Here is a 26,304-nt window from a genome sequence, read left to right on the forward strand (position 1 = left end):
CGAGCGGGCTTTGTCGTACGGTCCGATCCTGCCACGCGAGGGTGACGGGGCTCACGCCGCAGGGCACGGGGCGGGCTCGGCTGTCAGTGGGGCGTGGGAGGATCGGGGGCGTGGCAGAGAAGACACCGAACTCGCAGCAGACACCGTCCCGACCGCGCCTGATGCTCATGGACGGGCACTCGCTCGCCTACCGGGCGTTCTTCGCGCTGCCCGCGGAGAACTTCACGACGGCGACCGGGCAGCCGACCAACGCGATCTATGGTTTCGCGTCGATGCTGGCGAATACGCTGCGTGATGAGCAGCCGACGCATTTCGCGGTGGCGTTCGACGTTTCGCGTAAGACGTGGCGTTCGGCGGAGTTCCCCGAGTACAAGGCGAACCGGTCGAAGACGCCGGATGAGTTCAAGGGCCAGGTCGAGTTGATCGGCGAGGTTCTGGACGCGATGGATGTGGACCGTTTCGCGGTGGACGGTTTCGAGGCGGATGACGTCATCGCCACGTTGGCCACGCAGGCGGAGGCCGCGGGTTTCGACGTGCTGATCGTGACGGGTGACCGTGATTCGTTCCAGTTGGTCACGGAGAATGTGACGGTGCTCTACCCGACGAAGGGTGTCTCGGAGCTGACCCGTTTCACTCCGGAGAAGATCGAGGAGAAGTACGGGGTCCATCCGTCGATCTATCCGGATGTGGCGGCGATCCGTGGTGATTCCTCGGACAATCTGCCGGGTGTGCCGGGCTTCGGTGAGAAGACGGCCGTGAAGTGGATCAACAAGTTCGGCTCGTTCGACGCGCTCCTGGAGAACGCGGACAAGATCACGGGTAAGGGTGGCGAGAATTTCCGGGCGCATATCGAGTCGGTGCGGCTCAACCGTCGCCTGACGGAGATGGTCCGCGATGTCGAACTGCCCAAGTCTCCGGCGGACTTGGAGCGTCGTCCGTATGACCGCAAGGCGCTCGCGATGATTCTGGACACGCTGGAGATCCGTAATCCGTCGCTGCGTGAGCGGCTGCTTGCGGTGGATCCGGGGTCGGAGGAGGCCGAGGAGGCGCCGGCCGCTCCCGGTGTCGAGGTCGACGGGCAGGTGCTCGGCACGGGTGAGCTGAAGCCGTGGCTGGAGGAGCACGGCACGGTGCCCCTCGGCCTGGCCAGTGTCGATGCGTGGGCGCTCGGCGCGGGCTCGGTTGCCGAGGTGGCGCTGGCCTCCGCCGATGGTGCGGCGGCCTGGTTCGATCCGTCGCAGTTGGACGAGGCCGACGAGAAGGCTTTCGCGCAGTGGCTGGCGGATGCCGCCAGGCCCAAGGTGCTGCACAACGCGAAGAATGTGCTGCGGGTGTTCGCCGAGCATGGCTGGGCGGTCGAGGGCATCTCGATGGACAGTGCGCTGGCTGCGTATCTGGTGAAGCCGGGGCGTCGTTCGTTCGCGCTGGATGCGCTTTCGCTGGAGTATCTGGGCCGTGAGCTGGCTCCGGCCGCAGCGGCGGAGGGTCAGCTGGCGTTCGGTGCGGAGGACAGTGCCGAGGCCGAGGCGCTGATGCATCAGGCGCGCACGATCCTCGATCTGGGGACGACGTTCTCGGAGAAGCTGAAGGAGGTCGGTGCGGCAGAGCTGCTCACCGATGTGGAGCTGCCGACGTCGATTCTTCTGGCGCGTATGGAGCGGTCGGGTATTGCGGCGGACCGGCCTCATCTGGAGGCGATGGAGCAGCAGTTCGCGGGCGCTGTGCAGCAGGCGGTGAAGGAGGCGCACGAGGCTGCGGGCCATGAGTTCAATCTCGGTTCGCCCAAGCAGCTGCAGGAGGTGCTGTTCGCGGAGCTGGGGCTGCCGAAGACGAAGAAGACGAAGACGGGCTATACGACGGATGCGGATGCGCTGGCGTGGCTTGCGGCGCAGACGGACAACGAGCTGCCGGTGATCATGCTGCGGCATCGTGAGCAGGCGAAGCTGCGGGTGACGGTCGAGGGTCTGATCAAGACGATCGCGGCGGACGGCCGGATCCACACGTCGTTCAGTCAGACGGTGGCGGCGACGGGGCGTCTGTCGTCGACGGATCCGAATCTGCAGAACGTGCCGGTGCGTACCGATGAGGGCCGGGCGATCCGTCGTGGGTTCGTGGTCGGTGAGGGCTTCGAGTCGCTGATGACGGCGGACTACAGCCAGATCGAGCTGCGGGTCATGGCGCATCTGTCGGAGGACGAGGGTCTGATCGAGGCGTTCACGTCGGGTGAGGATCTGCATACGACGGTGGCTTCGCAGGTGTTCTCGGTGGCGAAGGCGGATGTCGACGCGGAGATGCGCCGCAAGATCAAGGCCATGTCGTACGGGCTGGCGTATGGTCTGTCGGCATTCGGTCTGTCGCAGCAGTTGAACATCGACGCGGGTGAGGCGCGGGCGTTGATGGACACGTACTTCGAGCGTTTCGGCGGGGTGCGGGATTATCTGCGCCGTGCTGTCGACGAGGCTCGTGCGACGGGTTATACGGCGACGATGCTCGGTCGGCGCCGGTATCTGCCGGACTTGAACAGCGACAACCGTCAGCGGCGTGAGGCCGCGGAGCGGATGGCGTTGAATGCGCCGATCCAGGGCACGGCCGCGGACATCGTGAAGATCGCGATGCTGAATGTGGACAAGGCGCTGCAGGCGGAGCGGCTGACGTCGCGGCTGCTGCTGCAGGTGCACGACGAAGTCGTTCTGGAGATCGCTCCGGGTGAGCGGGCGCAGGTCGAGGAGCTGGTGCGCAGGGAGATGTCCTCGGCGGTGCAGTTGCGTGCGCCGCTGGACGTGTCGGTGGGTGTGGGCCCGGACTGGGAGTCTGCGGCGCACTGACCCCGTTGACGGAAGGGGCCCTGCTTCTCGTATGTACGAGAAGCAGGGCCCCTTCCGTGTGGGACTGGTGTCGGTCAGTCCTCGCCGAGGTAGGCCTTGCGGACGGACTCGTCGTGGAGGAGGTCCTGGCCGGTGCCGGACAGGACGATCTTGCCGATCTCCATGACGTGGGCCTGGTCCGCGAGGGAGAGTGCGGCCTGGGCGTTCTGCTCGACCAGGAGGATCGTCGTGCCGCGGGACTTGAGCTCGACGATGGTCTCCATGATCTTCTGCATCATGATCGGCGAGAGGCCCATGGAGGGTTCGTCGAGCATGAGCAGCTTGGGCCGGCACATCATGGCGCGGCCCATGGCGAGCATCTGCTGCTCGCCTCCCGAGAGGGTTCCGGCGGCCTGCTTGCGGCGTTCCCCGAGGATGGGGAAGAGGTCGTAGGCCTGCTGGATGTCCTTGAGGATGCCGTCCTTGTCGTCGCGCAGGTACGCGCCGAGGCGGAGGTTGTCCTCGATGGTCATGCGGGGAAAGATGTGCCGGCCTTCGGGGGAATGGGCGAGGCCCAGTGCCACGATCTGGTCGGCGCGGAACTTGCGCAGCGGTTTGCCGTCGAAGGTGACGCTGCCGGAGAGCGGCTTGAGCAGTCCGGACAGGGTGCGCAGGGTGGTGGTCTTGCCCGCACCGTTGGTGCCGATGAGGGTGACGACCTGGCCCGCTTCGACGCTGAAGGAGATGCCCTTGACGGCTTCGATCTTGCCGTAGGCGACCTTGAGGTCCTCGACCTCGAGCAGTGCGGTCACTGGGCTTCCTCCGTGCGGGAGTTGGTGCTGGGTGCTGCGGCCTCCGCTGCTTCGACCTCGGCGAGCTCGTCGGCGCCGGGTGCGCCTTCGAAGGGGGTGCCGAGGTAGGCGGCGATGACGCGTTCGTCGCTCTGGACGACCTCGGGGGTGCCCTCCACGAGCTTTTCGCCCTGCACGAGACAGGCGACGCGGTCGCAGAGGTTGAAGATGAACCGCATGTCGTGCTCGATGACGAGGACGGCGATGCCCATGTCGCGGATGGCGAAGATGAGTTCTTCCGCGGCGCGGGTTTCCTGCGGGTTCATGCCGGCGGTGGGCTCGTCGAGGAGCAGGAGGCCGGGTTCGCTGGCGAGGGCGCGGGCGATTTCGAGCTTGCGCTGTTCGCCGTAGGGCAGGTTGCGGGCGAGGTGGTCGGCCTTGGCGGCGAGGCCGGTGAACTCGAGGAGTTCCATGGCCCGTTCCTTGGATTCCTTCTCGGCCCTCTTGAAGCCGGGGCCGCGCAGGAGGGCGGACCAGAGGCCTTCCTTGGTCCTGGTGTGGCGTCCGACGAGGACGTTCTCCAGGACGGTCATGTTGGCGAAGAGCCGGATGTTCTGGAAGGTTCGGGCGATGCCTGCCTGGGTGACGAGGTGGGGCTTGGGCGGCAGGACGGTGCCCTTGTAGCTGACCTTGCCCTCGGTGGGGACGTACAGGCCGGTGAGGCAGTTGAAGAAGGTGGTCTTGCCGGCGCCGTTGGGGCCGATGAGACCGACGATCTCTCCGCTGTTGACGGTCAGGGACACCGAGCGGACGGCGGTGAGGCCGCCGAAGCGCATGGTGACGTCGCTGGCGTCGAGGACGGTGGTGGTGGTTGTGGTGGTCATGGTGTTCACGCCCCCGCCTTCGTCGTGTCCACGGCGGTATCGGACAGTCGCTGTTCGGGGAGGTCGAGTTGGTCGTTCTCGTGGAACTGCAGCTGGGCCCGCTTGTTGGCGACGATGCCCTCGGGCCGGAAGCGCATCAGGAGGATGAGCGCGAGGCCGAAGAGCAGGAGCTGGTAGTCGTCCATGAAGTCGAGCTTGGCCGGGATGAGGTAGAGCAGTGCGCCGCCGATGAGGGGCCCGCTGACGGTGCCCATGCCGCCGAGGATGACGGCGGCGAGCAGGAAGGCCGAGTTGGGCGGTGCGGTGCCGGCGAACTCGTACTGGTCGGGTGTGACCGAGTAGGCGACGTGGGCCTGCACGGTGCCGGCGAGACCGGCGAGGGTGGCGCCGAGGGCGAAGGCGATCAGCTTGACGCGGAAGCCGTTGATGCCCATGGCGGTGGCGGCGGTCTCGTCCTCGCGGATGGCGACCCAGGCGCGTCCGATACGGGAGGAGCCGGAGCGGTTGAACACCATGACCACGATGGCGGTGAACAGCAGCATCAGCAGGAAGTAGTTGGCGTTCCGGCCGAGGGTGAAGCCGCCGATGTCGTGGGGGGATCCGAGGTCGAAGCCGAAGATCTTCACGTCGGGGATGGCGGAGATGCCCTGGGCGCCGTTGGTGACGTCGGGGCCGCTGGCGCCGTTGAGGTTGTTCATGGTGACGCGGAAGATCTCACCGAAGCCGAGCGTCACGATGGCGAGGTAGTCGCCGCGCAGCCGCAGGGTCGGTGCGCCGATGACGACACCGAAGACCAGGGAGACCGCGCCGCCGGTGAGGACGGCGGCCCAGAACGGGAACTCGACGCCGATGGTGGAGGCCGCGGAGCCGGAGACGAGGGCCGCGGTGTAGGCGCCCACGCCGAGGAAGGCGACGTATCCGAGGTCGAGGAGGCCGGCGAGGCCGACGACGACGTTGAGGCCGAGGGCCACGGTCGCGAAGATCAGGATGTTGGTCCCGATCAGCGCGTAGTAGTCGTTGTCCTGGGTGAACGGGAAGCAGAGCGCGGCGGCGAAGGCCGCGGCGAGCGAGATGCCGCGGTACCTGGCGGTGAGCGCGGTGAGCCGGGAGACGAGGCCGGCTCGTGCGAGACCGGTGAAGGCGAAGGCGACCGTGATGAGGAAGCCGACGAAGAGCTCGCCGTACTCGGTGTCGATGCCGTACGTGAAGACGATCAGGCCGAGGGCGAAGCCGGCGACGATGATCAGGATCTCGACCGCGGAGGGCAGGGCCCGGGCGCGCGGCGGGTGGGGGGCCGTGAGGCTGTGGCGGAAGCGGGCCCAGCCTCCCTTGTCGGGGTCGCCGGCCGGGAAGGGCTGGTCGAACGGCAGGGCGAGGGAGCCCACTACGGCGATCAGTGCGCCGATGCCCGCGACCCACGCCCCGGGCTCGAGGTTGACCACGCCGCCGAGCTGGAAGGCGATGGCGCCCAGGGTGTAGCCGACGGTGCCGAGGGTGCCGAGCGCGGTCAGGCGCGCCGCGGCGTTGGGGCCGCCGGGGGCGACCCAGTTCAGGCCTCGGATGCCGTAGCCCGAGAGCGCGAACAGGAGGGTGAGTGCGGAGCTGATGAGGACGAGGACCTGCAGGCCGCCGGGGTAGCCGGTGACGGTGAGGTCGCCGGGGAAGGCGCTGGTCCAGGTCCACGCCATGAAGGTGCCGGCGAGTGCCAGGACGGAGCCCGCGACGGTGGCGATACGGGCGGTCGCGGCCGGCAGGGAGATCAGCGGGGTGACGTCGCCGCCGGTGGGCGGGCTGTTCTTGGTGATGGTGTCAGCCATGGTGATCACGCCCGATCCGCGACGCGTTCGCCGAGCAGGCCCTGGGGCCGCACGAGCAGGACGATGATGAGCAGGGCGAAGGCCCAGACGTCCTTCCAGCCACCGCCGCCGAACAGTTCCATGCCGGGAACGTCGCCCATGTAGCCGGTGGCGAGTGCTTCGGCGACGCCGAGGACGATGCCGCCGAGCATGGCGCCGTAGATGTTGCCGATGCCGCCGAGGACGGCGGCGGTGAAGGCCTTGAGGCCCATGATGAAGCCCATGAGGTAGCTGACCTGGCCCTGGTGGAGGCCGTAGCCGACTGCCGCGACGGCGGCGAACGCGGCACCGATGGCGAACGCCATGACGATGATGCGGTCGGTGTGGATGCCCATCAGCTTCGCGGTGTCCGGGTCCTGGGCGGTGGCCTGCATACCGCGCCCGGAGCGGGTCTTGTTGACGAAGAAGCCGAGGCCGAACATGCAGACCGGGGCGGCGATCAGGATGAACAGCGAGTTCACCTTGATGTCGGCGCCGAGGAAGGCGATCGGGTCTGCGTCGAACTGCGGGAAGGAGAGGTCCTTCGTCGCGTCCGGGTACCACTTCCAGATGGCCTGCTGGAGCAGGATGGAGAGGCCGATGGCGGTGATGAGCGGGGCGAGTCGTGGCGCTCCGCGCAGTGGCCGGTACGCGAAGCGTTCGGCCGCGGTGCCGACGGCGACCGAGCAGATCACGCCGAAGACGATCATCAGGGGGATCTGGGCGAGCAGCGGGAAGTCGCTCGGCAGCCAGAGCGAGACGGTCAGGGCGCCGAAGCCCCCGATCATGAATATCTCGCCGTGAGCGAAGTTGATGAGCTGGACAATGCCGTAGACCATCGTGTAGCCGACTGCGATGAGACCGTACATCGCGCCGAGGATGAGTCCATTGGCCAGCTGCTGCGGCAGTTCGTTCACCGCAAGGCCTCCGTGGAGTGGTTCGGATATGGCACCGCGCGGGAGCGCTGGTAGCGCCCCCGCGCGGTCTGGGTCAATGTGTTGGGGAGAGCCGAACTAGGACTGCGGCTTGACGGCCTCGCTGAACTTCGGCACCCAGGCGCCCTTTTCGACCTGGTAGGCGGTCATCAGGGTGTTGGTGGTGTCGCCGAACTCGTCGAACGAGACCTCACCGGTGACGCCGGAGAACTTGACCTTGGACATGGCCTCGAGGACCTTGGCGCGGGCGTCCTCGGGCAGCTTGCCGTCGTTGCCCTCGACCGCGATCTTGACGGCCTCGATGATCGCCCAGGTGGCGTCGTAGGTGGAGCCGCCGTAGGCCTCGTACGCGTCCTTGTAGCCGGCCGCCTTGTAGTCCGCGATGAACTTCTTGGCGGAGTCGAGCTGCTCGACGGGCTTGCCGACGGAGGTCGCGAGGTCGCCCTCGGCCTTCTTGTTCAGCTCGATGAAGTCGGCGCTGTAGATGCCGTCGCCGCCCATGAGCGGGATCTTGTTGCCGGCGTCCTTCAGCTGCTGGCTCAGCGGGCCGGCCGCCGGGTACTCGCCGCCGTAGTAGACCGCGTCGGCGCCGGTCTTCTTGACCTTCGTGACGACGGCGTTGAAGTCACGGTCCTCGGGGGTGACGTGGTCGCTGCCCACGATCTTGCCGCCGAGCTTGGTGAAGTTGTCCTTGAACGACGCGGCGAGGCCGGCGCCGTAGGTCTTCTGGTCGTCGATCAGGTAGACGTTCTTGATCTTCGCCGTGTTGTAGAGGTAGGTGGCGGCGAACGCGCCCTGGACCTCGTCCGTGGTGGCGGTACGGAAGAACGTCTTGAACTGGCGCTTGCGGTCGCCGGTCTTCCAGCCGTCGCCCTGGGTCAGCTCCGTACCGGTGTTGGCCGGGGAGACCTGGGTGAGGCCGGCGTCGTTGAACGGCTTCTGCATCGACTGCGAGACGCTGGAGTTCAGCGGGCCGACGACACCGACGATGTCCTTGTTGCCGATGAACTTGGCGGCGTTCTGCTGGCCGATGTTCGGCTGCGCCTGGTCGTCACGGGCTTCGATCTTGAACTCGACGCCCTTGACGTACTCCTCCTTGTTCGCGGTCTTGGCCGCGAGGTCGGCGGAGTTCTTGATGCCGAGGCCCAGTGCGGACAGGTCGCCGGAGGTGGGCGAGTCGACACCGATGACGACGGTGGTTTTGCCTCCCCCATCGCTGTTCTTGTCGTCGTCGCGCGAACCACAGGCAGTGAGGGTGAGTGCTCCGGTGGTCAACACCGAAGTGAGTATGAGCAAGGAACGGTTACGCACGATGGGTCCTTTCCCTGGCGCCGGCTTCCTCGACGTGAGGGCCGTACTGATCGCCGGGCCGTACTGGTGGTGGTACAAGGCCGTGCTTTTCAGTTCACGCCCGGCGGCGCGGTGACTGGCCGTGACTCTAAGCGCAGGTGACGGGCCTGGGGACCTGCGAAGACCAGATGTGACTCTCTTGTTATGCGTGCGGAATTCCCGGCGGAACAGTGCGGGCCAAACGGACTTCTCGCAGCCGCCCCAAGTGTTCACATACTGAGAAGTGGCAGTTCCGCTAAGGGGCTTGAGGCGATCTTGCTCCTGACACGTGCCAGGAATCCTCCAGACTGAATAAGGGATTCCGGAAAAGGGAAGATCGATTCGCGCCGCGAACGGAATGTGTTCGCGGCGCCCGCGGCGACTACTCAGGGTGAGGGGGACGCGGAGCCCATGGGGCCCGGGGGTGTCGAGCTCGGTTCGCGCCAGATGCCCTCGGTGGGCTTTCCGTGCCGGTAGCGCTCCTCGCATCCCTTTTCGACATGAGCGTCGAGCACCTTCAACGCGGCGTCCGTATCGGTCCTTTTACGCTCTTTCCGTGCCGCGTCGACGGCTTCGAGCAGAATCGCGTTCTGTCCGTTGGACAGGCCTTTCTGCATGAAATCCCGGCCTGAGGTGGGCCGTTCGAGAAAGACCTCTTTCGACCAGTAACCGACCAACGCGATACAGATCTCCGTATCGGAACTGGTGCGCGGGGAGGGGCCGGGCCCGGAACGGTCGTCGTCCGTACCCGAACACCCGGTCAGGGCCGCCGCGATGGCGCAGGCGGCCGCCAGGGCGAGGATTGCTCGGCGGGGGGCGGCTGGCGCGGGCCTCATGTTCGCGACGCTAAGGCGGGGTGCGTGCAGGCATCAAGAGTCGTGCAGACGGAAGCAGATGGATCCGGACGCATGCGGAGCGAAGGGGCACCCCGGTCCAACCGGCGTGCCCCTTCGGTGAGTTGGTGTCGCGTGCGTCAGTCGCGCGCCGGCTGCCCGTCGCCCGGGTTCACCTCGCGCAGCAGGCAGGTCAGGCGCGCGGTGCACACCCGCCGGTCCTGCTCGTCGGTGATGACGATCTCGTACGTGGCGGTCGAGCGGCCCCGGTGCACGGGCGTCGCCACCCCGGTGACGAGACCGGAGCGCGCCCCTCGGTGGTGCGTGCAGTTGAGGTCGACGCCGACGGCGATCTTGCCGGAGCCGCCGTGCAGCATGGCGCCGACCGAGCCGAGGGTCTCGGCGAGCACCGCGGAGGCGCCGCCGTGCAGGAGTCCGTACGGCTGGGTGTTGCCCTCGACCGGCATGGTGCCCACGACGCGGTCGGCGGCGGCCTCCTTGATCTCGACGCCCATCCGGGTGCCGAGGTGGCCGGCCGAGAACAGGGCGGGCAGGTCCACGCCGAGCGACGCGTACTCGTCGATGACTTCCTGCGGGAACTTCACGGTGTTCTTCTCGCCCATGGGGTCTCGCTCCAGTTCTGTTCGGACCGCGCGCACGGCGGTGCGTGCCGTGTGCACCGTCCTATCAGGATGACTGAGCGAACGCTTAGGCGGTAGCTGTGACGGTGGTCACGTCACGGCGGCCCGGACCCGGCCGCGCAAGAAGCGCCACAGGCGCGCGAAGGCCCCATGGACCGGCGGACGGCGATCCATGGGGCCGGTGCGGCGAGGCGTCAGCGGTGCGGGGTGTCGTCCTCGCCGATGCGGTGGACACGGACCAGGTTGGTCGAGCCGGGGACGCCGGGCGGGGAGCCGGCGGTGATCACGACCACGTCGCCGCGCTGACAGTGGCCGTACTTCAGGAGCAGCTCGTCGACCTGGGCGACCATCGCGTCCGTGGACTCGACATGCGGGCCCAGGAAGGTCTCCACGCCCCAGGTGAGGTTGAGCTGGGAGCGGGTGGCCGGGTCGGGCGTGAAGGCGAGCAGCGGGATCGGCGAGCGGTAGCGCGACAGGCGCCGCACCGTGTCTCCGGACTGCGTGAAGGCGACCAGGTACTTGGCGCCCAGGAAGTCCCCCATCTCGGCGGCGGCGCGGGCCACGGCGCCGCCCTGCGTACGGGGCTTGTTGCGCTCGGTCAGCGGCGGCAGGCCCTTGGCGAGGATGTCCTCCTCGGCGGCCTCCACGATGCGGCTCATGGTGCGCACGGTCTCGACCGGGTACTTGCCGACGCTGGTCTCGCCGGAGAGCATCACGGCGTCGGTGCCGTCGATCACCGCGTTGGCGACGTCGGAGGCCTCGGCGCGGGTGGGGCGGGAGTTGTCGATCATCGAGTCCAGCATCTGGGTGGCGACGATGACCGGCTTCGCATTGCGCTTGGCCAGCTTGATGGCGCGCTTCTGGACGATCGGCACCGACTCCAGGGGCATCTCCACGCCGAGGTCGCCACGGGCGACCATGATGCCGTCGAAGGCGGCGACGATGTCGTCGATGTTCTCGACGGCCTGGGGCTTTTCGACCTTGGCGATGACGGGGAGCCTGCGGCCCTCCTCGCGCATGATGCGGTGCACGTCCTCGATGTCGCGGCCGCTGCGCACGAAGGACAGGGCGATGACGTCGGCGCCGGTGCGCAGCGCCCAGCGCAGGTCCTCCTGGTCCTTCTCGGAGAGCGCGGGCACGGACACGGCGACGCCGGGGAGGTTCAGGCCCTTGTGGTCGGAGACCATGCCGCCCTCGACGACGCGGGTGCGCACCCGGGGGCCGTCGACCTCGATGACCTCGAGGGTGACCTTGCCGTCGTCCACGAGGATGCGCTCGCCCGCGGTGACGTCGGAGGCGAGGCCGCCGTAGGTGGTGCCGCAGGTCTGGCGGTCGCCTTCGACGCCCTCTTCCACCGTGATGGTGAACTCGTCGTCGCGTTCAAGGAGTACGGGACCTTCGCTGAAGCGGCCGAGGCGGATCTTCGGGCCTTGAAGGTCGGCGAGGACGCCGACGCTGCGGCCGGTCTCGTCGGAGGCCTTCCGCACGCGCTGGTAGCGCTCCTCGTGTTCGGCGTAGGTGCCGTGGCTGAGGTTGAAGCGGGCCACGTCCATTCCGGCTTCGACCAGTGCCTTGATCTGGTCGTACGAGTCGGTGGCGGGTCCCAGGGTACAGACGATCTTTGCTCGGCGCATGGTTCGAGCCTAGGCCTTACCGGCGGGTAGAGAATTGGCTGGGCATGACTACTCAACAACCTTTGCGTGAAAGGTTATTGACAAGTGTTGAATTGTGCGCCACCCCGCTCCAATGAGCATTTCCCTTACCGGTAAGGCCCGTTGGCCGCTCGAATGTGCGCCTATTCCTTCACCTGTTGACCGGTCCGAGGCGCATCGGCGTCAGTTGGTGGATGTCGTGCCGGGCGCGGAGCTCCCGCAGGGCGTCCGGGGCGGGCGGCCCGCCCGCGCTCATGAGGTCGGCGACCTCGTTGAGGTAGTCCTCGTGCCCGGAGGGCGCGACATGCAGCAGAAGCCGGGCCGGTGCGGTGCCGGGGTTGGCGAAGGCGTGCGGACAGCCCGAGGGGACGAACATGAGGCTGCCGGGTCCGCCACGGGCGACCTTGGTCCCGTCGGCGGACTCCCACAGCTGCCAGTCGCCCTCCGTGCGGTGGCGCGGCTCGAAGGCGAGCAGGTCGAGCTCGCCTTCGAGAACGTAGAAGAGCTCTTCGGCCGCGTAATGCAGATGGGCGCCGACGTCGAAACCGGGCTGTATGACGGCTTCGAAGACCGACCATCGAGGGGATTGCTCCGCGCCGATCTTGAGTGTCATACCGAAGTTGCCGATCAGCTGTCCCGTGCCCGGTTCGAGAACCAGTCCGTCGGTCATGAGCACGCCCCCTGGAAATCGGTCATGGAGAACTCCCCCTGGATTTCGGCGATGTCGACGCCTGGGAAGCATGCTCGCGGCACGCACCTGGGTTCGCCAGAGCGCACCGGGATGGTTAGAGCTCCGGCGGATGCATGGTGAAGCGGGCATTGACGGTGGCGTAGACGGTCTGGCGCTGCGGCTCGAGGTCGAGGGGGGCTGCGCCCTCGGCGGCTTCCATGTCGTAGGCCATACCCCTGGCGGCCATCATCTGGGGCCTGCCGTCGAACGGATGGTGGCCCTCAGCACCGACATCGGCCAGTTCGACGAGGGCCGCGAGCCGGGTGTCGAGGGCGGCGGCGTACTCGCGGGCGCGCTGGACCGCCTCGCGTACGGCTTGGCGGCGGGCCTCGCCGTGGACGGGCGATTCGGGTCGCAGCTCCCACCAGGGACCTTCGACGGCCGTCAGTTCGAGGTCGGCGAGCCGGGTGGCGAGTTCGCCGAGCGCGGTGAAGTCGCCGAGCACGGCGGTGATCCGTACATGGCCGTGATAGGTGCGAACGTGTTCACCGCGGCCCTTGGAGGCGTATTCGGGCCGGATGGACAAGGCCCCCGTCTCCAGCTTCTCCACGGCCTCCGCATAGGACTTGATCAGGTCGAGCACGGCGCCATTGCGGCGGGTGAGGTCGTCGAGCGCCTGCCGGCGGTCGCGGCCGCGGGCACTGACGGTGACGGCGATACGGGCCACCTCGGGGTCGACTTCCAGCCGCGCCTCTCCGCTGACGGCCACACGGGGCGCGTCGGGGGTGCCGTAGGGCGTGAAGGCCGGGGTCTCGTCCATGGGATTCCTCTCGTACGGAGGCGGATGCGGGCGTGTTCGTCACTGTTGCATCCGTTTACGACATCCGGGAGTCACCGGATCGCAACGCGCTGAGGGTGTTGCCGGGTGGGGTTCGCGGTGCAGAATCTACGCGCGTTACCGATGCGAGATCTACGCGCGTCACACAGGACTGCCGCACACGCGTCACCACAGGACGCAGCTTCACAAGGGAGACGAAATGCCGCTCGATCGAAGGACGTTCCTCGGCACGTCGGCCGCGACGGGTGTCGCGATCGCCGCGGGTGCCGCGCCGCAGGCGGCCGCGGCGCCGGCCGCCGGAAAGGGGCGCGCCAAGCGGTACTCCTTCACCGTGATGGGCACGACGGATCTGCACGGAAACGTCTTCAACTGGGACTACTTCACGGACAAGGAGTTCGACGACAAGGCGCACAACGACGTGGGCCTGGCGAAGATCTCCACCCTGGTGAACCGGATACGCGAGGAGAAGGGGCGCCGCAACACTCTCCTGATCGACGCGGGCGACACCATCCAGGGCACGCAGCTGTCGTACTACTACGCGAAGGTCGACCCGATCACCGCGGCGAGCGGTCCGGTGCACCCCATGGCGCAGGCCATGAACGCCATCGGCTACGACGCGGCGGCGCTCGGCAACCACGAGTTCAACTACGGCATCCCGGTCCTGCGCAAGTTCGAGGAGCAGTGCGAGTTCCCGCTGCTCGGCGCCAACGCCCTGGACGCGAAGACGCAGCGGCCGGCCTTCCCGCCGTACAGCATGCACCGCCTGCGGACCCCGCACGGGCGCGATGTGAAGGTCGCCGTGCTCGGCCTCACGAACCCCGGGATCGCGATCTGGGACAAGGCCAATGTGCAGGGCAAGATGACCTTCCCCGGTCTCGAGGAGCAGGCGGCGAAGTGGGTGCCGAAGCTGCGGTCGATGGGCGCGGACGTGGTGATCGTGTCCGCGCACAGCGGTTCCTCGGGCACCTCCTCGTACGGTGACCAGCTGCCCTACATCGAGAACGCGGCCGGTCTCGTGGCCGAACAGGTGCCGGGCATCGACGCGATCCTGGTGGGCCATGCGCACACCGAGATCCCGGAGTACTTCGTCACCAACAAGGAGACGGGCGAGCAGGTCGTCCTCTCCGAGCCCCTGAAGTGGGGCCAGCGTCTGACGCTGTTCGACTTCGACCTGGTGTGGTCGAAGGGCCGCTGGACGGTCGAGAAGGTCGCGGCCAAGGTCCTCAACTCGAACACGGTCGAGGAGGACCCGAAGATCACGGGCCTGCTCGGGGACGAGCACGAGAAGGTCGTCGCATACGTCAACCAGGTCATCGGCACGTCCCTCGCGGCGATGTCGACCGCCGAGGGCCCGTACAAGGACGTGCCGATCATCGACCTGATCAACCACGTCCAGGCCGAGACGGTCAAGGCGGCGCTCGCGGGCGGCAGTTACGCCGCGCTGCCCGTGCTCTCGCAGGCCTCGTGCTTCTCGCGGACCGCGGCGATCCCGGCGGGCGAGGTGACGATCCGCGACGCGGCGGGCCTGTACCCGTTCGAGAACACCCTCGAGGCGCGGATCATCACGGGTGCGCAGCTGAAGGAGTACCTGGAGTACTCGGCGCGCTATTACGTGCAGACCCCGGCCGGCGCGGCGGTGGACCCGGCGAAGCTGACGAACGCCGAGAGCATTCCGGACTACAACTACGACGCGGTGTACGGCGTCACGTACGAGATCGACATCGCGAAGCCGTCCGGCTCCCGGATCGTGAACCTGCAGTTCCAGGGCAAGGCGCTCGACCCCGCGGCCGAGTTCGTGCTCGCGGTGAACAACTACCGGGCCAGCGGCGGCGGCAACTTCCCGCATGTCCCGGCCGCCAAGCAGGTGTGGTCGAACTCGGACGAGATCCGCAACACGATCATCCAGTGGGTGACGGCGAAGGGCACGGTCGACCCGGCCGCGTTCGCCTCCGTGGACTGGAAGCTGACGCGGGACGGCGTGCCGGTCTTCTGACGGGCGCGCAGCTCAAGCTAAGGGGGCCGGCCTGGGAAAGGCCGGCCCCCTTTCGTACGAGGACATCCTCAGCTTCGTACGACGACATCCTCGGCTACGTACGGGAACTGCCTCAGCCCTTGAGCGGTACGAGCGTCCCCTTGCGGTCCGGCTCGCGGCGCTCCAGGGCCGCCGGGTCGAGCCCGAACGTGGTGAACGCGGTCCGCTTCGGCAGCACGTAGGGCTGCTTGCCTGTCAGGGAGTTGAGGATCGACGCGCTGCGCCACGCCATGAGGCCCAGGTCGGGGGCGCCCACCCCGTGCGTGTGCCGTTCGGCGTTCTGGACGTACACCGATCCCGTGACGGAGGGGTCGAGCAGGAGCCGGTAGTCCTCGGAGATCCGCGGCCGCGAGGAGCCGTCGCGGCGCATGTACGAGTCGAGCCCGGCGAGCATCTGGTCGAGCGGGCGCTCCCGGTAGCCGGTGGCCAGGACCACGGCGTCGGTGTGGATACGGGAGCGGGTGCCCTGCTGGGCGTGTTCGAGGTGCAGCTCCACACGGGTGGCGCCGACCCGTCCCGCGGTGCGCACGAAGACCCCGGGCGTGAGGGTCGCGTCGGGCCAGCCGCCGTGCAGGGTCCGCCGGTACAGCTCGTCGTGGATGGCCGCCATGGTGTCGGCGTCGATGCCCTTGTGGAGCTGCCACTGCGCGGGCATCAGCTTGTCGCGCACGGATTCGGGCAGGGCGTGGAAGTAGCCGGTGTAGTCCGGGGTGAAGTGTTCGAGGCCGAGCTTGGAGTACTCCATGGGCGCGAAGGCCTCGGTGCGCGCCAGCCAGTGAAGCTTCTCGGCGCCGGCGGGCCGCGCCTTGAGAAGGTCGAGGAACACCTCGGCGCCCGACTGGCCCGAGCCGATCACCGTGATGTGTCCCGCGCCGAGGAGCGTCTCGCGGTGGTCGAGATAGTCGGCGGCGTGGATCACCGGGACACCGGGTGCGTCGACGAGCGGCCGCAGCGTCTCGGGTACGTACGGGGCGGTGCCGACGCCGAGGACGACATTGCGGGTGTACGTACGGCCGAGGGCCTCGGCCTCCCCCTCGGCGTCGAGCTGGGTGAAGTCGACCTCGAACAGGGAGCGTTCGGGGTTCCAGCGCACCGCGTCGACCTGGTGGCCGAACTGCAGCCCGGGCAGCTGGCAGGAGACCCAGCGGCAGTACGCGTCGTACTCGGAGCGCTGGATGTGGAACTTCTCGGCGAAGTAGAACGGGAAGAGCCGCTGCTGCTCACGCTGGTAGTTGAGGAACGACCAGGGGCTGGTGGGGTCGGCGAGGGTCACCAGGTCGGCCAGGAACGGCACTTGGAGCGTGGCGCCGTCCAGGAGCAGCCCGGGGTGCCAGTGGAAGCCGGGCCGCTGCTCGTAGAACGCGGTGCGCAGTTCGGTCAGCGGGTGCGCGAGGGCGGCGAGCGACAGATTGGACGGCCCGATGCCGATGCCCACCAGGTCCTGGGGCTCTTCGGGGGCTGGGGCAGGGCCGCCGTTGACGGGAGGGGTCATCGGGGGGTGTGTCCTTCCACAAGGTGCAGCAGTGCGGCGAGGTCGCCGGTTGATGTGCAGGGGTTGAGCAGGGTGGCCTTGAGCCAGAGCCGCCCGTCGAGGCGGGCGCGGCCGAGCACGGCGCGGCCTTCGGCGAGCAGGTTCCGCCGGATGCCGGCGAGTGCCTCGTCGTCGGCGGCGCGGGGCCGGAACAGGACGGTGCTGAGCGCGGGACGGTCGTACAGCTCGAAGCCTTCGTGCGCCTCGATCAGGTCCGCGAACTCCTGTGCCCGTACGCAGACTTGGTCGACCAGGTCGCCGAGGCCGCGGCGGCCGAGCGCACGCCAGGTGACGGCCGTCTTGAGGATGTCCGGGCGGCGTGTGGTGCGCAGGGAGCGGCCGAGGAGGTCGGGCAGGCCGGCTTCGGTGTCGTCCTCGGCGTTGAGGTAGTCGGCGCGGAAGCCGAGCGGTGCCAGGTCGTCCGGATCACGGACGGCGAGGAAGCCGGCGGCGACGGGCTGCCAGCCGAGTTTGTGCAGGTCGAGCGTGACGGTGTGGGCGCGGTGCAGCCCCTGGAGCTTCGATCGCCGCGTACGGCTGAACAGCAGCCCCCCGCCGTACGCGGCGTCGACGTGCAGCCGTGCCCCGTGGGCGGCGCACAGGTCGGCGATCTCGTCGAGGGGGTCGATGAGGCCCGCGTCGGTGGTGCCCGCGGTGGCGACGACGAGCTGGGGGCCGGGCAGTTCGGTGAGGGCTTCGTCGAGGGCGGCGGGATCGAGCAGGCCCGCGGGCGCCGGCACGGTCACGGGGTCGGGCAGGCCGAGCAGCCAGGCGGCGCGGTGCACGGAGTGGTGGGCGTTGGCGCCGGCCAACACCTGTACGGAGCCCAGGAGTTCACGGGCGAGCAGCAGGGCGAGCTGGTTGGACTCGGTGCCGCCCGTGGTGGTGAGGGCGTCGGCGGTGGCGGTGAGGGCGTCGCTGTCCGTTCCCGCCTCCCCGTACACCTCGGCGGCCAGCGCCCGTGTGACCAGGGCTTCGAGGGTGGACGCGGCCGGTGCCTGGTCCCAGGAGTCGAGGGAGGGGTTGAGCGCGGACGCGGCGAGGTCAGCGGCGGCGGCCACGGCGAGCGGTGGCGCGTGCAGATGCGCGGCGCACAGCGGGTCGGCGGGGTCCGCGGCGCCGGCCGCCATCAGCGTGACGAGGGTCCGCAGGGCCTCTTCGGCGCCCTGGCCCTGCTCCGGAAGCACCTCGTCCAGGGCCTTGCCGAGCTGCAACTCGACGGCCCCCGGCCCTCCTTCGGGCAGCGGCCCACCGCGCGCGACCGCGCCTTCGGCGAGCGCGTCGAGGACGGCAGCGAGCAGCGGGCGCAGGCCGTCGGGGCCTGTTACGCCTCCGGCTAGGGGCGGGCTGCTCATGACTGGTGTCCTTCGAACGGGAGAGTTCGTGTGCGGGACATCCAGCGTGCAGCGTGATGTGCGGTGGCGCCCGCGGAGATAAACGAGCGCAACTCGAAAGTGGTACTGCCGTACGGGGAAAAGCAGTTGGAGTGGTATGGGAGGTACAAGCGGTTTCCGCTGCCCCCCTGTGACCGGCAGCGAAGGGGCGCCGGTACGTGACCGGCGCCCCCGACTACCGCGTGCCTACTGGACCCCGCGCACCCGCAGCGCCCGCGCCAGGTCGTCCATGTGGTCCGCCAGGCGGCGGCGCAGCGGCGGCGGGACCTCCGCCTCGGCCAGGCACCGCTCCCCCAGCTCCAGCGTCGCCGGCTCCACGACCGCGATCGGTACGGCGTGCCGGCCGATGCCGTCGGCGAGAGCCGGGCCCCTGCGCTTGGCGGTGGCGACGGCGTCGGTGAAGAAGCGGGTCACGTACGGGCGGACGAGGTCGAGCTGTTCCGGCTGCCAGAAGCCCTGGGCCGTGGCCACGAAAAGGTAGTTCGACAGGGTGTCGCCGCCGCCGAACATCGCCTCCCACGCGGCCTCCTTCGCGGCCGGGTCGGGCAGCGCGGCACGGCAGCGTGCGGCGCCTTCCTGGCCGCTGGCGCTCGGGTCGTGCAGGAGCTCGGCCTCGATCACGTCGTCGTCGATGGCGCCGAGCACCGCGAGCCGGGTGAGCAGCCGCCAGCGCAGCTCCGGGTCGAGCTCGGGGCCGCCGGGCACCGTGCCCTCGTCGAACCAGGCACGGATGACGTCCGCGCGCTGGGCATGGTCGATGAAGTGCCGTACGGCGGTCAGGCGCGCACCCGGCGAGGAGCCGTCCTCGGTGAGCCGGATGATGTCCTCGCACAGGTCGGACAGGAGCGTCAGGGCCCCGGGCCGGTCCTCGGGCGCGAGGTAGCGGTCGGTGACCTGGGTGCCCGCGAAGGCGAGGACGCCCTGGACGATCGCGAGGTCGCGCTCCTTGGGGAGGTGGGTGCGCGCGGCCTCCAGGTAGGCGGCCGGGGCGAGTTCGCCGTCGCGGACCATGTCGCGCAGGGCGTTCCACAGGACGGTGCGGTTGAGCGTCTCGGGGATGCCGGAGATCTGGCCCAGGGCCGTCTTCTGCGACTGCTCGTCGAGGCGGATCTTCGTGTACGTGAGGTCCTGGTCGTTGAGGACGAGGAGTGCGGGCCTGCGGCCGGAGCGGGTCGTCTCCGTGTGCTCGGCGGCGATGTCGAGCTCGAAGCGTTCGCGCAGCACGAGGGCGCCGTCGTCCTGCAGATCGGGCTCGTAGGCGGCGACCCCGATGCGGTGCGGGCGGCCGCCCTCGCGGGTGACGGTGAGCTGCCAGGAGTTGCCGGTCTCGGTGACGGCCGGGGTCAGCTTGTCGACGCCGGTGGTGCCGAGCCAGACGCGGGCCCATTCGTGGACGTCGCGGTCGGTGGCCGAGGCGAGGTTCTCGATGAAGTCGGCGAGGGTGGCGTTGGCGAACTTGTGCCGCGCGAAGTGGGCGTTGATGCCCGCCGAGAAGTCCTTGTCGCCGAGCCACGCGACGAGCTGGCGCAGCGCCGATGCGCCCTTCGCGTACGAGATGCCGTCGAAGTTGGCCTGCGCGGCGCCCGTGTCGGGGACGAGCTCCGGCTTCGGGGCGACCGGGTGCGTGGTGGGGCGCTGGTCGGAGTCGTAGCCCCAGGTCTTGCGGGCGATGCCGAAGTCCGTCCAGGTGTCCGAGAAGCGGGTGACCTCGGCGGTGGTCTGGTAGCCCATGTACTCGGCGAAGGACTCGTTCAGCCAGATGTCGTCCCACCAGCGCAGCGTGACCAGGTCGCCGAACCACATGTGGGCCATCTCGTGGGCGATGACCATGATGCGGGTCTGGCGCTCGGTGTCGGTGACGGCGGAGCGGTAGATGAACTCGTCGCGGAAGGTGACCAGGCCCGGGTTCTCCATGGCGCCCGCGTTGAACTCCGGGACGAAGGCCTGGTCGTACGAGTCGAAGGGGTAGGGCTCGGTGAACTTCTCGTGGTAGCGGTCGAAGAGCGCCTTGGTGGCGTCGAGGATCTCGTCGGCGTCGACGTCCAGGTGGGGCGCGAGCGAGCGGCGGCAGTGGATGCCGAAGGGCAGGCCGCGGTGTTCGGTGGTCACCGAGTGGTACGGGCCGGCGGCGAGCGCGGCGAGATAGGTGGAGATCCGCGGGGTGTCCGCGATGGTCCAGCGGCCCTGGCCCTCGGCCTTGGCGATGCCGTTGCCGAGGACGGTCCAGCCCTCGGGTGCGGTGACGGTGAACGCGAAGACGGCCTTCAGGTCGGGCTGGTCGAAGGCCGCGAACACGCGCTGGGCGTCGTCCATGCACAGCTGCGTGTAGAGGTACGTCTCGCCGTCGGCGGGGTCGGTGAAGCGGTGCATGCCCTCGCCGGTGTGCGAATAGCGCATCTCGGCGTCGACGGTGAGCTCGTGCTCGCCCGCGGTGAGGTGCTTGAGGGGCAGCCGGCCGTCGGCATACGACTCGGGGTCGAGCGGTTGTCCGTCCAGGGCGGCCTCGCGCAGCTCGGCGGCCTTGAGGTCGACGAAGGTGTCACCCGCCTCGCGAGCGGTGAAGCGGATCACGGTACGGGAGTCGAACGTCTCCTCGCCGCGCGTGAGGTCCACGGCGACCTCGTAACGCTGCACTTCGAGGAGTCGGGCACGGGTCTGCGCTTCGTCGCGCGTCAGTACGGACATGGGGACATGCTGCCTGATGTGCCGATCCGAGCACAGAGGGGGCCTGATCACGTGGGGCGGGCGGCCCGCGAGAGGCGGGAAGTCGGAGGGTGGCGACCCGGCCGACCCGAGCGTGTCCGGATCGCGGACACGTAGGCTCCCGTCCCATGACCACGCGTGACACCTCCCCCACCGACCCCGCCGTACAGGCCGAGCTGGCCCGGCTGCGCGACTCCATCGACAACATCGACGCGGCCGTCGTGCACATGCTCGCCGAGCGCTTCAAGTGCACCCAGCAGGTCGGCCATCTCAAGGCCGCCCACCAGCTCCCGCCGGCCGACCCGGCCCGCGAGGCCCACCAGATCGCCCGGCTGCGCGCGCTCGCGGAGAACGCGAAACTCGACCCGGCCTTCGCGGAGAAGCTGCTCAACTTCATCATCAGCGAGGTGATCCGCCACCACGAGCAGATCGCGGGAGCCGCGGAGCACTGAGAGCCGGGGGCGTCACGGGATCAGGCGTCGACTTCTTCGGCATCCCCTGCGCACGCCCCCAGCATCGGCGGATCGTCCGGGTCCGGGATCTCCTGGGACCAGCCGCCGGGGACCGTGCGCGCCTGCTGGTCGCGGAAGCGGATCGGGGCCAGGCCCACGCGGCGGGTGAACAGGCGGGAGAAGTACGCGGGGTCGTCGTAGCCGACGCGGCGCGCGACCGCGGCGACGGGGAGCTCGGTCGCGGCGAGGAGTTCCTTGGCGCGACCGAGCCGTATCGAGAGCAGATAGTCCTTGGGGCTGCAGCCGGAGCCGCGGCGTACGGCGGTGCGCAGTTCGGTGGGCGTCATGCCGAGCCGGGCCGCGTGCTCGGCCACGGACAGCGGCAGATACGCGTCGCGCGCCAGGGCCTGCAGGACCGGGTCGCCGTCGGGTGCGAGGTCGGCGCGCGAGCGGCGCAGCGCGACCAGGAGTTCATGGACGGCGGCGCCCGTCTCGACCTCCAGGAGCGGGTTGCCCACGCGGGCGGCGCGCGCGATGCGGGTCACGACCGCGCGGGCCGGGGCGCTGTCGCCGAGCGGCACGACGGGCCGGGCGGGTTCGATGTAGCCGAGTTCGGTGTACGTGGCCGTCGCGGGGCCCGTGAAGTCGACGAAGGCCTCGTCCCAGCCGGTGTCCGGATCGGCGCCGTACTGATGGGGCACCCCGGGAAGGAGCCAGACGAGGGCGGGTGCGGTGACGGTCAGGCGCCGTCCGTCCGGTAGCCGGTACCAGCCGCCGCCCGAGCAGATGACCATCGCGACATGGTGGTCGAGCGTGCGCGGTCCGACGGGCGGCAGGGCGCCGTACTGCAGGCCCACGCCGAGGCAGACCAGGCCGAGCCGGTGGTGGACGGGGCTGGGCGTGAAGTACCGCATCCACGTGTGAAACGTGTTGTTCATGCGGATCTGCCCCTTCTGGCCGGCTTTGGTTCGCGCCCGCAGTGCAGTGCAAGCACGGCTGATCTTTGTCCATGGACCGCCGCCCCGCCAGGGGGTGAATCTTGCGGCGTACCAGCACGAACCAAGGGGCGGGATCATGAGCACTAACGGGGTCGGCGAACTCAGGACCGGTGAGTTCGCCGTCGGTGACGAGCACTTCGAGCTGGACGGGCGCCCGGTGCGGCTCCTGTCCGGCGCGCTGCACTACTTCCGTGTCCACGAGGACCAGTGGGACCACCGTCTGGCGATGCTGCGGGCGATGGGCCTCAACTGCGTGGAGACGTACGTCCCGTGGAATCTGCACGAGCCCTCCCCCGGCACGTACCGCGATGTCGAGGCGGTCGGCCGCTTCCTGGACGCGGCGGCCCGCGCCGGGCTGTGGGCGATCGTCCGCCCGGGCCCGTACATCTGCGCCGAGTGGGAGAACGGCGGGCTCCCGCACTGGGTGACCGGACCGCTCGGGTCACGGGCGCGCACCCGCGACCCCGAGTATCTGCGCCTGGTGGACCGCTGGTTCGAGACCCTGATGCCGCAGATCGTGAGCCGTGAGATCCACCGCGGCGGCCCGGTGATCATGGTCCAGGTCGAGAACGAGTACGGCTCCTACGGCAGCGACGCCACGTATCTGCGGCACATCACCGACGTGTTGCTCGACCTGGGGGTGGAGGTCCCGCTGTTCACGTCGGACGGCCCCGAGGACCACATGCTCACCGGCGGTTCGGTGCCGGGCGTCCTCGCCACGGTCAACTTCGGTTCGGGTGCCCGCGCCTCCTTCGAGACCCTGCGTCGCCACCAGCCGGCCGGGCCGCTGATGTGCATGGAGTTCTGGTGCGGCTGGTTCTCGCACTGGGGCGGCAAGAGTGTCGAGCGGACCCACGAGGACGCCGCCGCCACGCTGCGCGAGATCCTCGACTGCGGCGCGTCCGTGAACCTCTACATGGCGCACGGCGGCACCAGCTTCGCGGGCTGGGCGGGCGCGAACCGCAGCGGCGAGCTGCACGAGGGCGAGCTGCTGCCGGACGTGACCTCGTACGACTACGACGCCCCGATCGACGAACAGGGCGGGCCGACGCCGAAGTTCTGGGCGTTCCGCGAGATCCTCGCCGAGTACGCGGACGGCCCGCTGCCCGAACTTCCCCCGCGGCCGGACCGGTTGGCGGCACCGGTGGAGACGAACCTCTCCTCGTGGGCCCCGCTCGACGAGGTCCTGGCGGAGCTCGGCGGCCCGGAGACGGTCTCCGGCACCCCGCCCACGTTCGAGGACCTGGACGTCGACCGCGGCCTGGTGCGCTACCGCTTCGAGGTGCCGGGCCCGCGTCAGCCCTATCCGCTGTCGGTCGGCGGGCTGCGGGACCGCGCGGTGGTGTACGTCGACGGCGAACGCGCCGGGGTGCTCACGGAGAGCTCCCCCGTCCTCGACAAGCCGGTGGCGGGCCCCGCGGTGGTGGAGCTGTGGGTGGAGTCGCTCGGCAGGGTCAACTACGGCCCGCTCGTGGGCGAGCCCAAGGGCATCACCGCGGGCGTACGCCACGAGCGCCAGTATCTGCACGGCGCGACCGCCCAGGGGCTGCGCCTCGACGCCTTCGACGCGGGCCTCGGCGCCCTGTCCCTGCGCTCCCCCGAGGGCGCGACGGGCCTCTACACGGGCACGCTGGAGATCTCCGGCGCGGGCGACGCGTGGCTCGAACTCCCGGGCTGGACGCGGGGCTTCGTCTGGGTGAACGGGTTCAACCTGGGCCGGTACTGGTCTGTGGGGCCGCAGCGCGCGCTGTCGGTGCCGGGGCCGGTGCTGCGGGAAGGGGCGAACGAGGTGTGGGTGCTTGAGCTGGAGGGGGCGGCGGTGGAGCGGGGGTTGCGGGTGCGGTAGGGGGCGGGTGCGGCTGTTCGTCGGGTGCGGGTGCGGGTGCGGTAGGGGGCGGGTGCGGCTGTTCGTCGGGTGCGGGTGGGTGGGTGGCGCCTGCGGGGCCGGCTAAATGGGAAGCACCGCCCGCACCTCCCACCCCCCCTCCGTACTCGGCCCCGCCGTCAGTTCTCCGCCCAGGGCCGTGACCCGTTCCGTCAGGCCGGCGAGGCCGAAGCCGCCGCCCCTTGCCTGGTCGTTCAGGGGGGCCGGCTTCGTGCCGTCGTCGGCTACGCGGATCTCGAGGCCCGCGGGGACGGTGCGCAGGCCGATGCGGACCGCCGTGGCATTGGCCGCGTGCTTGCGGATGTTGGTGAGGCATTCGCGCACGATGTGGTGGGCGACGGCCGCCAGGTCGGCGGGGAGACGTTCGTCGAGGGCGGGTTCGACGTAGAGGATCGCGGGCGGGCCGGTGGCCGAGAAGCGTGCGGTCATCTCGCGCAGCTCGGCCAGGCCCGCGGCGGGCGCGGTCTCCGCGGCACCCTCGCGCAGCACCTTGACCAGGCGGCGCATGGCGCCGAGTGCCTCCTCGCCGGCCTTCTCGATCCGCGCGAAGGTCTCGGCGGCCTGGTCGGCGGAGACGGCCGTGAAGCGGGCCGCGCCGGCCTGGACGACGATGCCGGTGACGTGGTGGGCGACCAAGTCGTGGAGTTCCCGGGCGAGTTCGATGCGCTCGGCGGAACGTACGGCCTGCAGATCGCGGGTGCGCTGGACGGACTGGGCGCGCAGGAGGAGGGAGTAGGCGGCGACCACGACCGTGAGGACCGCGAAGAGGGTGGTGAAGCGGCCCGGGTTCTCGTCGCGTACCGGGGCGGCCATCGCGGCGAGCCCGAGCAGCGGGCCGAGGACCGCGGCGACACGGGTCGGGGCGCGCTGCAGTACGCCGCTGAGGAGGATCAGGAGCGCGATGGCCTCGGCCAGGCCCCAGACCTTGAGCGGGTGGTCGCCGGTGAACAGGAACAGCGTGACCGCCCCGGACACCGCGACCGCGGGCCACGCGCGGTACAGGAGCGGGATCCCGGACCAGGGCACGGCGCACAGGCAGACGAAGACGCCGGAGAAGGCGACGATGGCGTGCGGGTAGGTGGGCTGGCGGGCGAGCGCGACGCCTTCGAAGGCGACCAGCGAGATCAGGACGAGGGCGAACAGGAGCTTCGCCGCGACGGCCCGCGCCCGGCTGCGGGCGAACCAGGCGAGCAGCGCGTTCACTTGTCGCCCGAGGCCAGTCCGCTCTCCCAGGCCCATGCGGCGATCTCCACGCGGTTACGGGCGTCGAGTTTGGCCTGCACGTTGGCCAGATGGGTCTTGACCGTGGAGAGCGAGACGAACAGGGCGGAGGCGATCTCCGCGTTGGTCATGCCCCGGGCCAGGCACCGTACGACCTCGATCTCGCGCTCGGTGAGCGGTTCGGCGGGCTCGCGGACCTCGCGGCGCGCGGAGACCGGGGCCATCTCGCGAAGGAGCCGTACGGTGATCGCGGGTGAGACCAGGGAGTCGCCGACGGCCGCGGCGCGTACCGCCTCGACCAGCATCGCGGGGCTCGCGTCCTTGAGGAGGAAGCCGCTGGCGCCGCCGTGCAGCGCGGCGTGCACGTACTCGTCGAGGTCGAAGGTGGTGACGATGACGATCCGGGGGCGTTCGCTGCCGGTCGCGGCAAGACGCCGGGTCACTTCGAGACCGTCGAGCCTGGGCATCCGGATGTCGAGCAGGAGCACATCGGGGTCATGCCGCCGTACGGCTTCGAGCGCGGCCTCGCCGTCCACGACGTCCTCGACGACCTGGATGTCGGACTGGCTCTCCAGGATCATGCGGAAGCCGGTGCGGACCATTTCCTGGTCATCCGCGATGACCACCGAGATCGCCATATGCGCCGCCGCCTGCCCACCGGTTTTCTGACATGTGCCTTCCATGGGACCGGCGCCCTGAGCGGCGCGCAACCGCAGGCGGTCCGGGGAAAGGAGGCCGCAGGGCCGGAGCGGCGCTGATCCAGCCCTGCGATGCCACGTACGACGCTACGCCGCCGGGGTGCACACGGCCTCGGCCGGACGGACGGCTTCGGACGGGCACCCGATCGGCCGGAAGAACCAGGCCAGGACGAACCAG

At 69.5% G+C, this 26,304-nt stretch carries 20 protein-coding genes; 4 read left to right on the forward strand and 16 right to left on the reverse strand.

The window, feature by feature from the left end; all coding sequences use genetic code 11:
• The first annotated feature begins 161 nt into the window (after window positions 1-161).
• The gene (gene polA, locus H9Y04_RS05765; protein WP_187812564.1) at window positions 162-2,825 is read left to right on the forward strand and encodes a DNA polymerase I; all 2,664 of its coding nucleotides are present in this window, start codon (window positions 162-164) and stop codon (window positions 2,823-2,825) included.
• A gap of 74 nt (window positions 2,826-2,899) precedes the next feature.
• Here polA and H9Y04_RS05770 read toward each other — a convergent pair whose 3' ends face one another.
• From H9Y04_RS05770 to H9Y04_RS05815, 10 genes are all read right to left on the reverse strand, one after another.
• Window positions 2,900-3,616 carry an ABC transporter ATP-binding protein gene (locus H9Y04_RS05770; RefSeq protein WP_187812565.1) on the reverse strand — a complete coding sequence of 239 codons (717 nt, stop codon included), beginning with the start codon at window positions 3,614-3,616 and terminating at the stop codon, window positions 2,900-2,902.
• Window positions 3,613-4,479, reverse strand: a complete 867-nt coding sequence (locus H9Y04_RS05775; RefSeq protein ID WP_214660953.1) for an ABC transporter ATP-binding protein — start codon at window positions 4,477-4,479, stop codon at window positions 3,613-3,615. Before H9Y04_RS05775 ends, H9Y04_RS05770 begins: the two co-directional genes overlap by 4 nt.
• 5 nt (window positions 4,480-4,484) lie before the next feature.
• Window positions 4,485-6,296, reverse strand: coding sequence for a branched-chain amino acid ABC transporter permease (locus H9Y04_RS05780; protein WP_187812567.1), 1,812 nt, complete (start codon window positions 6,294-6,296; stop codon window positions 4,485-4,487).
• 5 nt (window positions 6,297-6,301) lie between these two features.
• A complete protein-coding gene (locus H9Y04_RS05785) occupies window positions 6,302-7,231 on the reverse strand; it encodes a branched-chain amino acid ABC transporter permease (RefSeq protein ID WP_187812568.1) in 930 nt (309 codons plus the stop codon).
• Window positions 7,232-7,327: 96 nt separating this feature from the next.
• On the reverse strand, window positions 7,328-8,545 hold the full coding sequence (locus H9Y04_RS05790; RefSeq protein ID WP_187813053.1) for a branched-chain amino acid ABC transporter substrate-binding protein: 1,218 nt from the start codon (window positions 8,543-8,545) through the stop codon (window positions 7,328-7,330).
• A gap of 419 nt (window positions 8,546-8,964) precedes the next feature.
• Complete coding sequence (locus H9Y04_RS05795) at window positions 8,965-9,414, reverse strand: hypothetical protein (protein ID WP_187812569.1); 450 nt, start codon at window positions 9,412-9,414, stop codon at window positions 8,965-8,967.
• A gap of 137 nt (window positions 9,415-9,551) precedes the next feature.
• Complete coding sequence (locus H9Y04_RS05800) at window positions 9,552-10,034, reverse strand: PaaI family thioesterase (protein ID WP_187812570.1); 483 nt, start codon at window positions 10,032-10,034, stop codon at window positions 9,552-9,554.
• Between the two features lie 212 nt (window positions 10,035-10,246).
• Entirely contained in the window at window positions 10,247-11,686 is a 1,440-nt protein-coding gene (pyk, locus tag H9Y04_RS05805) for a pyruvate kinase (RefSeq protein WP_187812571.1), read from the reverse strand.
• Window positions 11,687-11,855: 169 nt separating this feature from the next.
• Window positions 11,856-12,374: a cupin domain-containing protein gene (locus tag H9Y04_RS05810; RefSeq protein WP_187812572.1), complete on the reverse strand. Its 519-nt coding sequence runs from the start codon at window positions 12,372-12,374 to the stop codon at window positions 11,856-11,858.
• Between the two features lie 115 nt (window positions 12,375-12,489).
• Entirely contained in the window at window positions 12,490-13,194 is a 705-nt protein-coding gene (locus H9Y04_RS05815; protein ID WP_187812573.1) for an SIMPL domain-containing protein, read from the reverse strand.
• Between the two features lie 217 nt (window positions 13,195-13,411).
• On the opposite strand from H9Y04_RS05815, the gene H9Y04_RS05820 reads away from it, so the two are divergent.
• Window positions 13,412-15,205 carry a bifunctional metallophosphatase/5'-nucleotidase gene (locus H9Y04_RS05820; RefSeq protein WP_187812574.1) on the forward strand — a complete coding sequence of 598 codons (1,794 nt, stop codon included), beginning with the start codon at window positions 13,412-13,414 and terminating at the stop codon, window positions 15,203-15,205.
• 112 nt (window positions 15,206-15,317) lie between these two features.
• Here the strand turns inward: H9Y04_RS05820 and H9Y04_RS05825 are convergent, their stop codons facing one another.
• The 3 genes from H9Y04_RS05825 to pepN form a co-directional block, all read right to left on the reverse strand.
• On the reverse strand, window positions 15,318-16,736 hold the full coding sequence (locus H9Y04_RS05825; protein ID WP_187812575.1) for a lysine N(6)-hydroxylase/L-ornithine N(5)-oxygenase family protein: 1,419 nt from the start codon (window positions 16,734-16,736) through the stop codon (window positions 15,318-15,320).
• Window positions 16,733-18,130, reverse strand: coding sequence for a pyridoxal phosphate-dependent decarboxylase family protein (locus tag H9Y04_RS05830; RefSeq protein WP_187812576.1), 1,398 nt, complete (start codon window positions 18,128-18,130; stop codon window positions 16,733-16,735). Before H9Y04_RS05830 ends, H9Y04_RS05825 begins: the two co-directional genes overlap by 4 nt.
• A gap of 225 nt (window positions 18,131-18,355) precedes the next feature.
• The gene (gene pepN / locus H9Y04_RS05835; RefSeq protein ID WP_187812577.1) at window positions 18,356-20,854 is read right to left on the reverse strand and encodes an aminopeptidase N; all 2,499 of its coding nucleotides are present in this window, start codon (window positions 20,852-20,854) and stop codon (window positions 18,356-18,358) included.
• 146 nt (window positions 20,855-21,000) lie between these two features.
• Here pepN and H9Y04_RS05840 point away from each other — a divergent pair, with 146 nt between their 5' ends.
• Complete coding sequence (locus tag H9Y04_RS05840) at window positions 21,001-21,324, forward strand: chorismate mutase (protein WP_187812578.1); 324 nt, start codon at window positions 21,001-21,003, stop codon at window positions 21,322-21,324.
• A 20-nt stretch (window positions 21,325-21,344) separates the two neighbouring features.
• Here H9Y04_RS05840 and H9Y04_RS05845 read toward each other — a convergent pair whose 3' ends face one another.
• Window positions 21,345-22,262 carry a helix-turn-helix domain-containing protein gene (locus tag H9Y04_RS05845; RefSeq protein WP_187812579.1) on the reverse strand — a complete coding sequence of 306 codons (918 nt, stop codon included), beginning with the start codon at window positions 22,260-22,262 and terminating at the stop codon, window positions 21,345-21,347.
• A 136-nt stretch (window positions 22,263-22,398) separates the two neighbouring features.
• Between H9Y04_RS05845 and H9Y04_RS05850 the strand changes: the two genes are divergently transcribed.
• On the forward strand, window positions 22,399-24,168 hold the full coding sequence (locus H9Y04_RS05850; protein ID WP_187812580.1) for a glycoside hydrolase family 35 protein: 1,770 nt from the start codon (window positions 22,399-22,401) through the stop codon (window positions 24,166-24,168).
• Between the two features lie 102 nt (window positions 24,169-24,270).
• On the opposite strand, the gene H9Y04_RS05855 is transcribed toward H9Y04_RS05850, so the two are convergent.
• A complete protein-coding gene (locus H9Y04_RS05855; protein ID WP_187812581.1) occupies window positions 24,271-25,446 on the reverse strand; it encodes a sensor histidine kinase in 1,176 nt (391 codons plus the stop codon).
• On the reverse strand, window positions 25,407-26,066 hold the full coding sequence (locus tag H9Y04_RS05860) for a response regulator (protein WP_187813054.1): 660 nt from the start codon (window positions 26,064-26,066) through the stop codon (window positions 25,407-25,409). The genes H9Y04_RS05855 and H9Y04_RS05860 overlap by 40 nt, the downstream gene beginning before the upstream one ends.
• Between the last annotated feature and the right edge of the window lie 238 nt (window positions 26,067-26,304).

It is taken from the genome of Streptomyces polyasparticus, assembly GCF_014493765.1.
Lineage (GTDB): Bacteria > Actinomycetota > Actinomycetes > Streptomycetales > Streptomycetaceae > Streptomyces > Streptomyces polyasparticus.

Bases quoted from the DNA above. Each gene is read 5' to 3' on its own strand.
- H9Y04_RS05825 (WP_187812575.1), bottom strand. From the start codon at position 16,736: ATGACCCCTCCCGTCAACGGCGGCCCTGCCCCAGCCCCCGAAGAGCCC.
- H9Y04_RS05830 (WP_187812576.1), bottom strand. From the start codon at position 18,130: ATGAGCAGCCCGCCCCTAGCCGGAGGCGTAACAGGCCCCGACGGCCTG.
- polA (WP_187812564.1), top strand. From the start codon at position 162: ATGCTCATGGACGGGCACTCGCTCGCCTACCGGGCGTTCTTCGCGCTG.
- H9Y04_RS05815 (WP_187812573.1), bottom strand. From the start codon at position 13,194: ATGGACGAGACCCCGGCCTTCACGCCCTACGGCACCCCCGACGCGCCC.
- H9Y04_RS05820 (WP_187812574.1), top strand. From the start codon at position 13,412: ATGCCGCTCGATCGAAGGACGTTCCTCGGCACGTCGGCCGCGACGGGT.
- H9Y04_RS05845 (WP_187812579.1), bottom strand. From the start codon at position 22,262: ATGAACAACACGTTTCACACGTGGATGCGGTACTTCACGCCCAGCCCC.
- H9Y04_RS05855 (WP_187812581.1), bottom strand. From the start codon at position 25,446: ATGGGCCTGGGAGAGCGGACTGGCCTCGGGCGACAAGTGAACGCGCTG.
- pepN (WP_187812577.1), bottom strand. From the start codon at position 20,854: ATGTCCGTACTGACGCGCGACGAAGCGCAGACCCGTGCCCGACTCCTC.
- H9Y04_RS05840 (WP_187812578.1), top strand. From the start codon at position 21,001: ATGACCACGCGTGACACCTCCCCCACCGACCCCGCCGTACAGGCCGAG.
- H9Y04_RS05860 (WP_187813054.1), bottom strand. From the start codon at position 26,066: ATGGCGATCTCGGTGGTCATCGCGGATGACCAGGAAATGGTCCGCACC.
- H9Y04_RS05810 (WP_187812572.1), bottom strand. From the start codon at position 12,374: ATGACCGACGGACTGGTTCTCGAACCGGGCACGGGACAGCTGATCGGC.
- H9Y04_RS05850 (WP_187812580.1), top strand. From the start codon at position 22,399: ATGAGCACTAACGGGGTCGGCGAACTCAGGACCGGTGAGTTCGCCGTC.
- H9Y04_RS05795 (WP_187812569.1), bottom strand. From the start codon at position 9,414: ATGAGGCCCGCGCCAGCCGCCCCCCGCCGAGCAATCCTCGCCCTGGCG.
- H9Y04_RS05775 (WP_214660953.1), bottom strand. From the start codon at position 4,479: ATGACCACCACAACCACCACCACCGTCCTCGACGCCAGCGACGTCACC.
- pyk (WP_187812571.1), bottom strand. From the start codon at position 11,686: ATGCGCCGAGCAAAGATCGTCTGTACCCTGGGACCCGCCACCGACTCG.
- H9Y04_RS05780 (WP_187812567.1), bottom strand. From the start codon at position 6,296: ATGGCTGACACCATCACCAAGAACAGCCCGCCCACCGGCGGCGACGTC.
- H9Y04_RS05800 (WP_187812570.1), bottom strand. From the start codon at position 10,034: ATGGGCGAGAAGAACACCGTGAAGTTCCCGCAGGAAGTCATCGACGAG.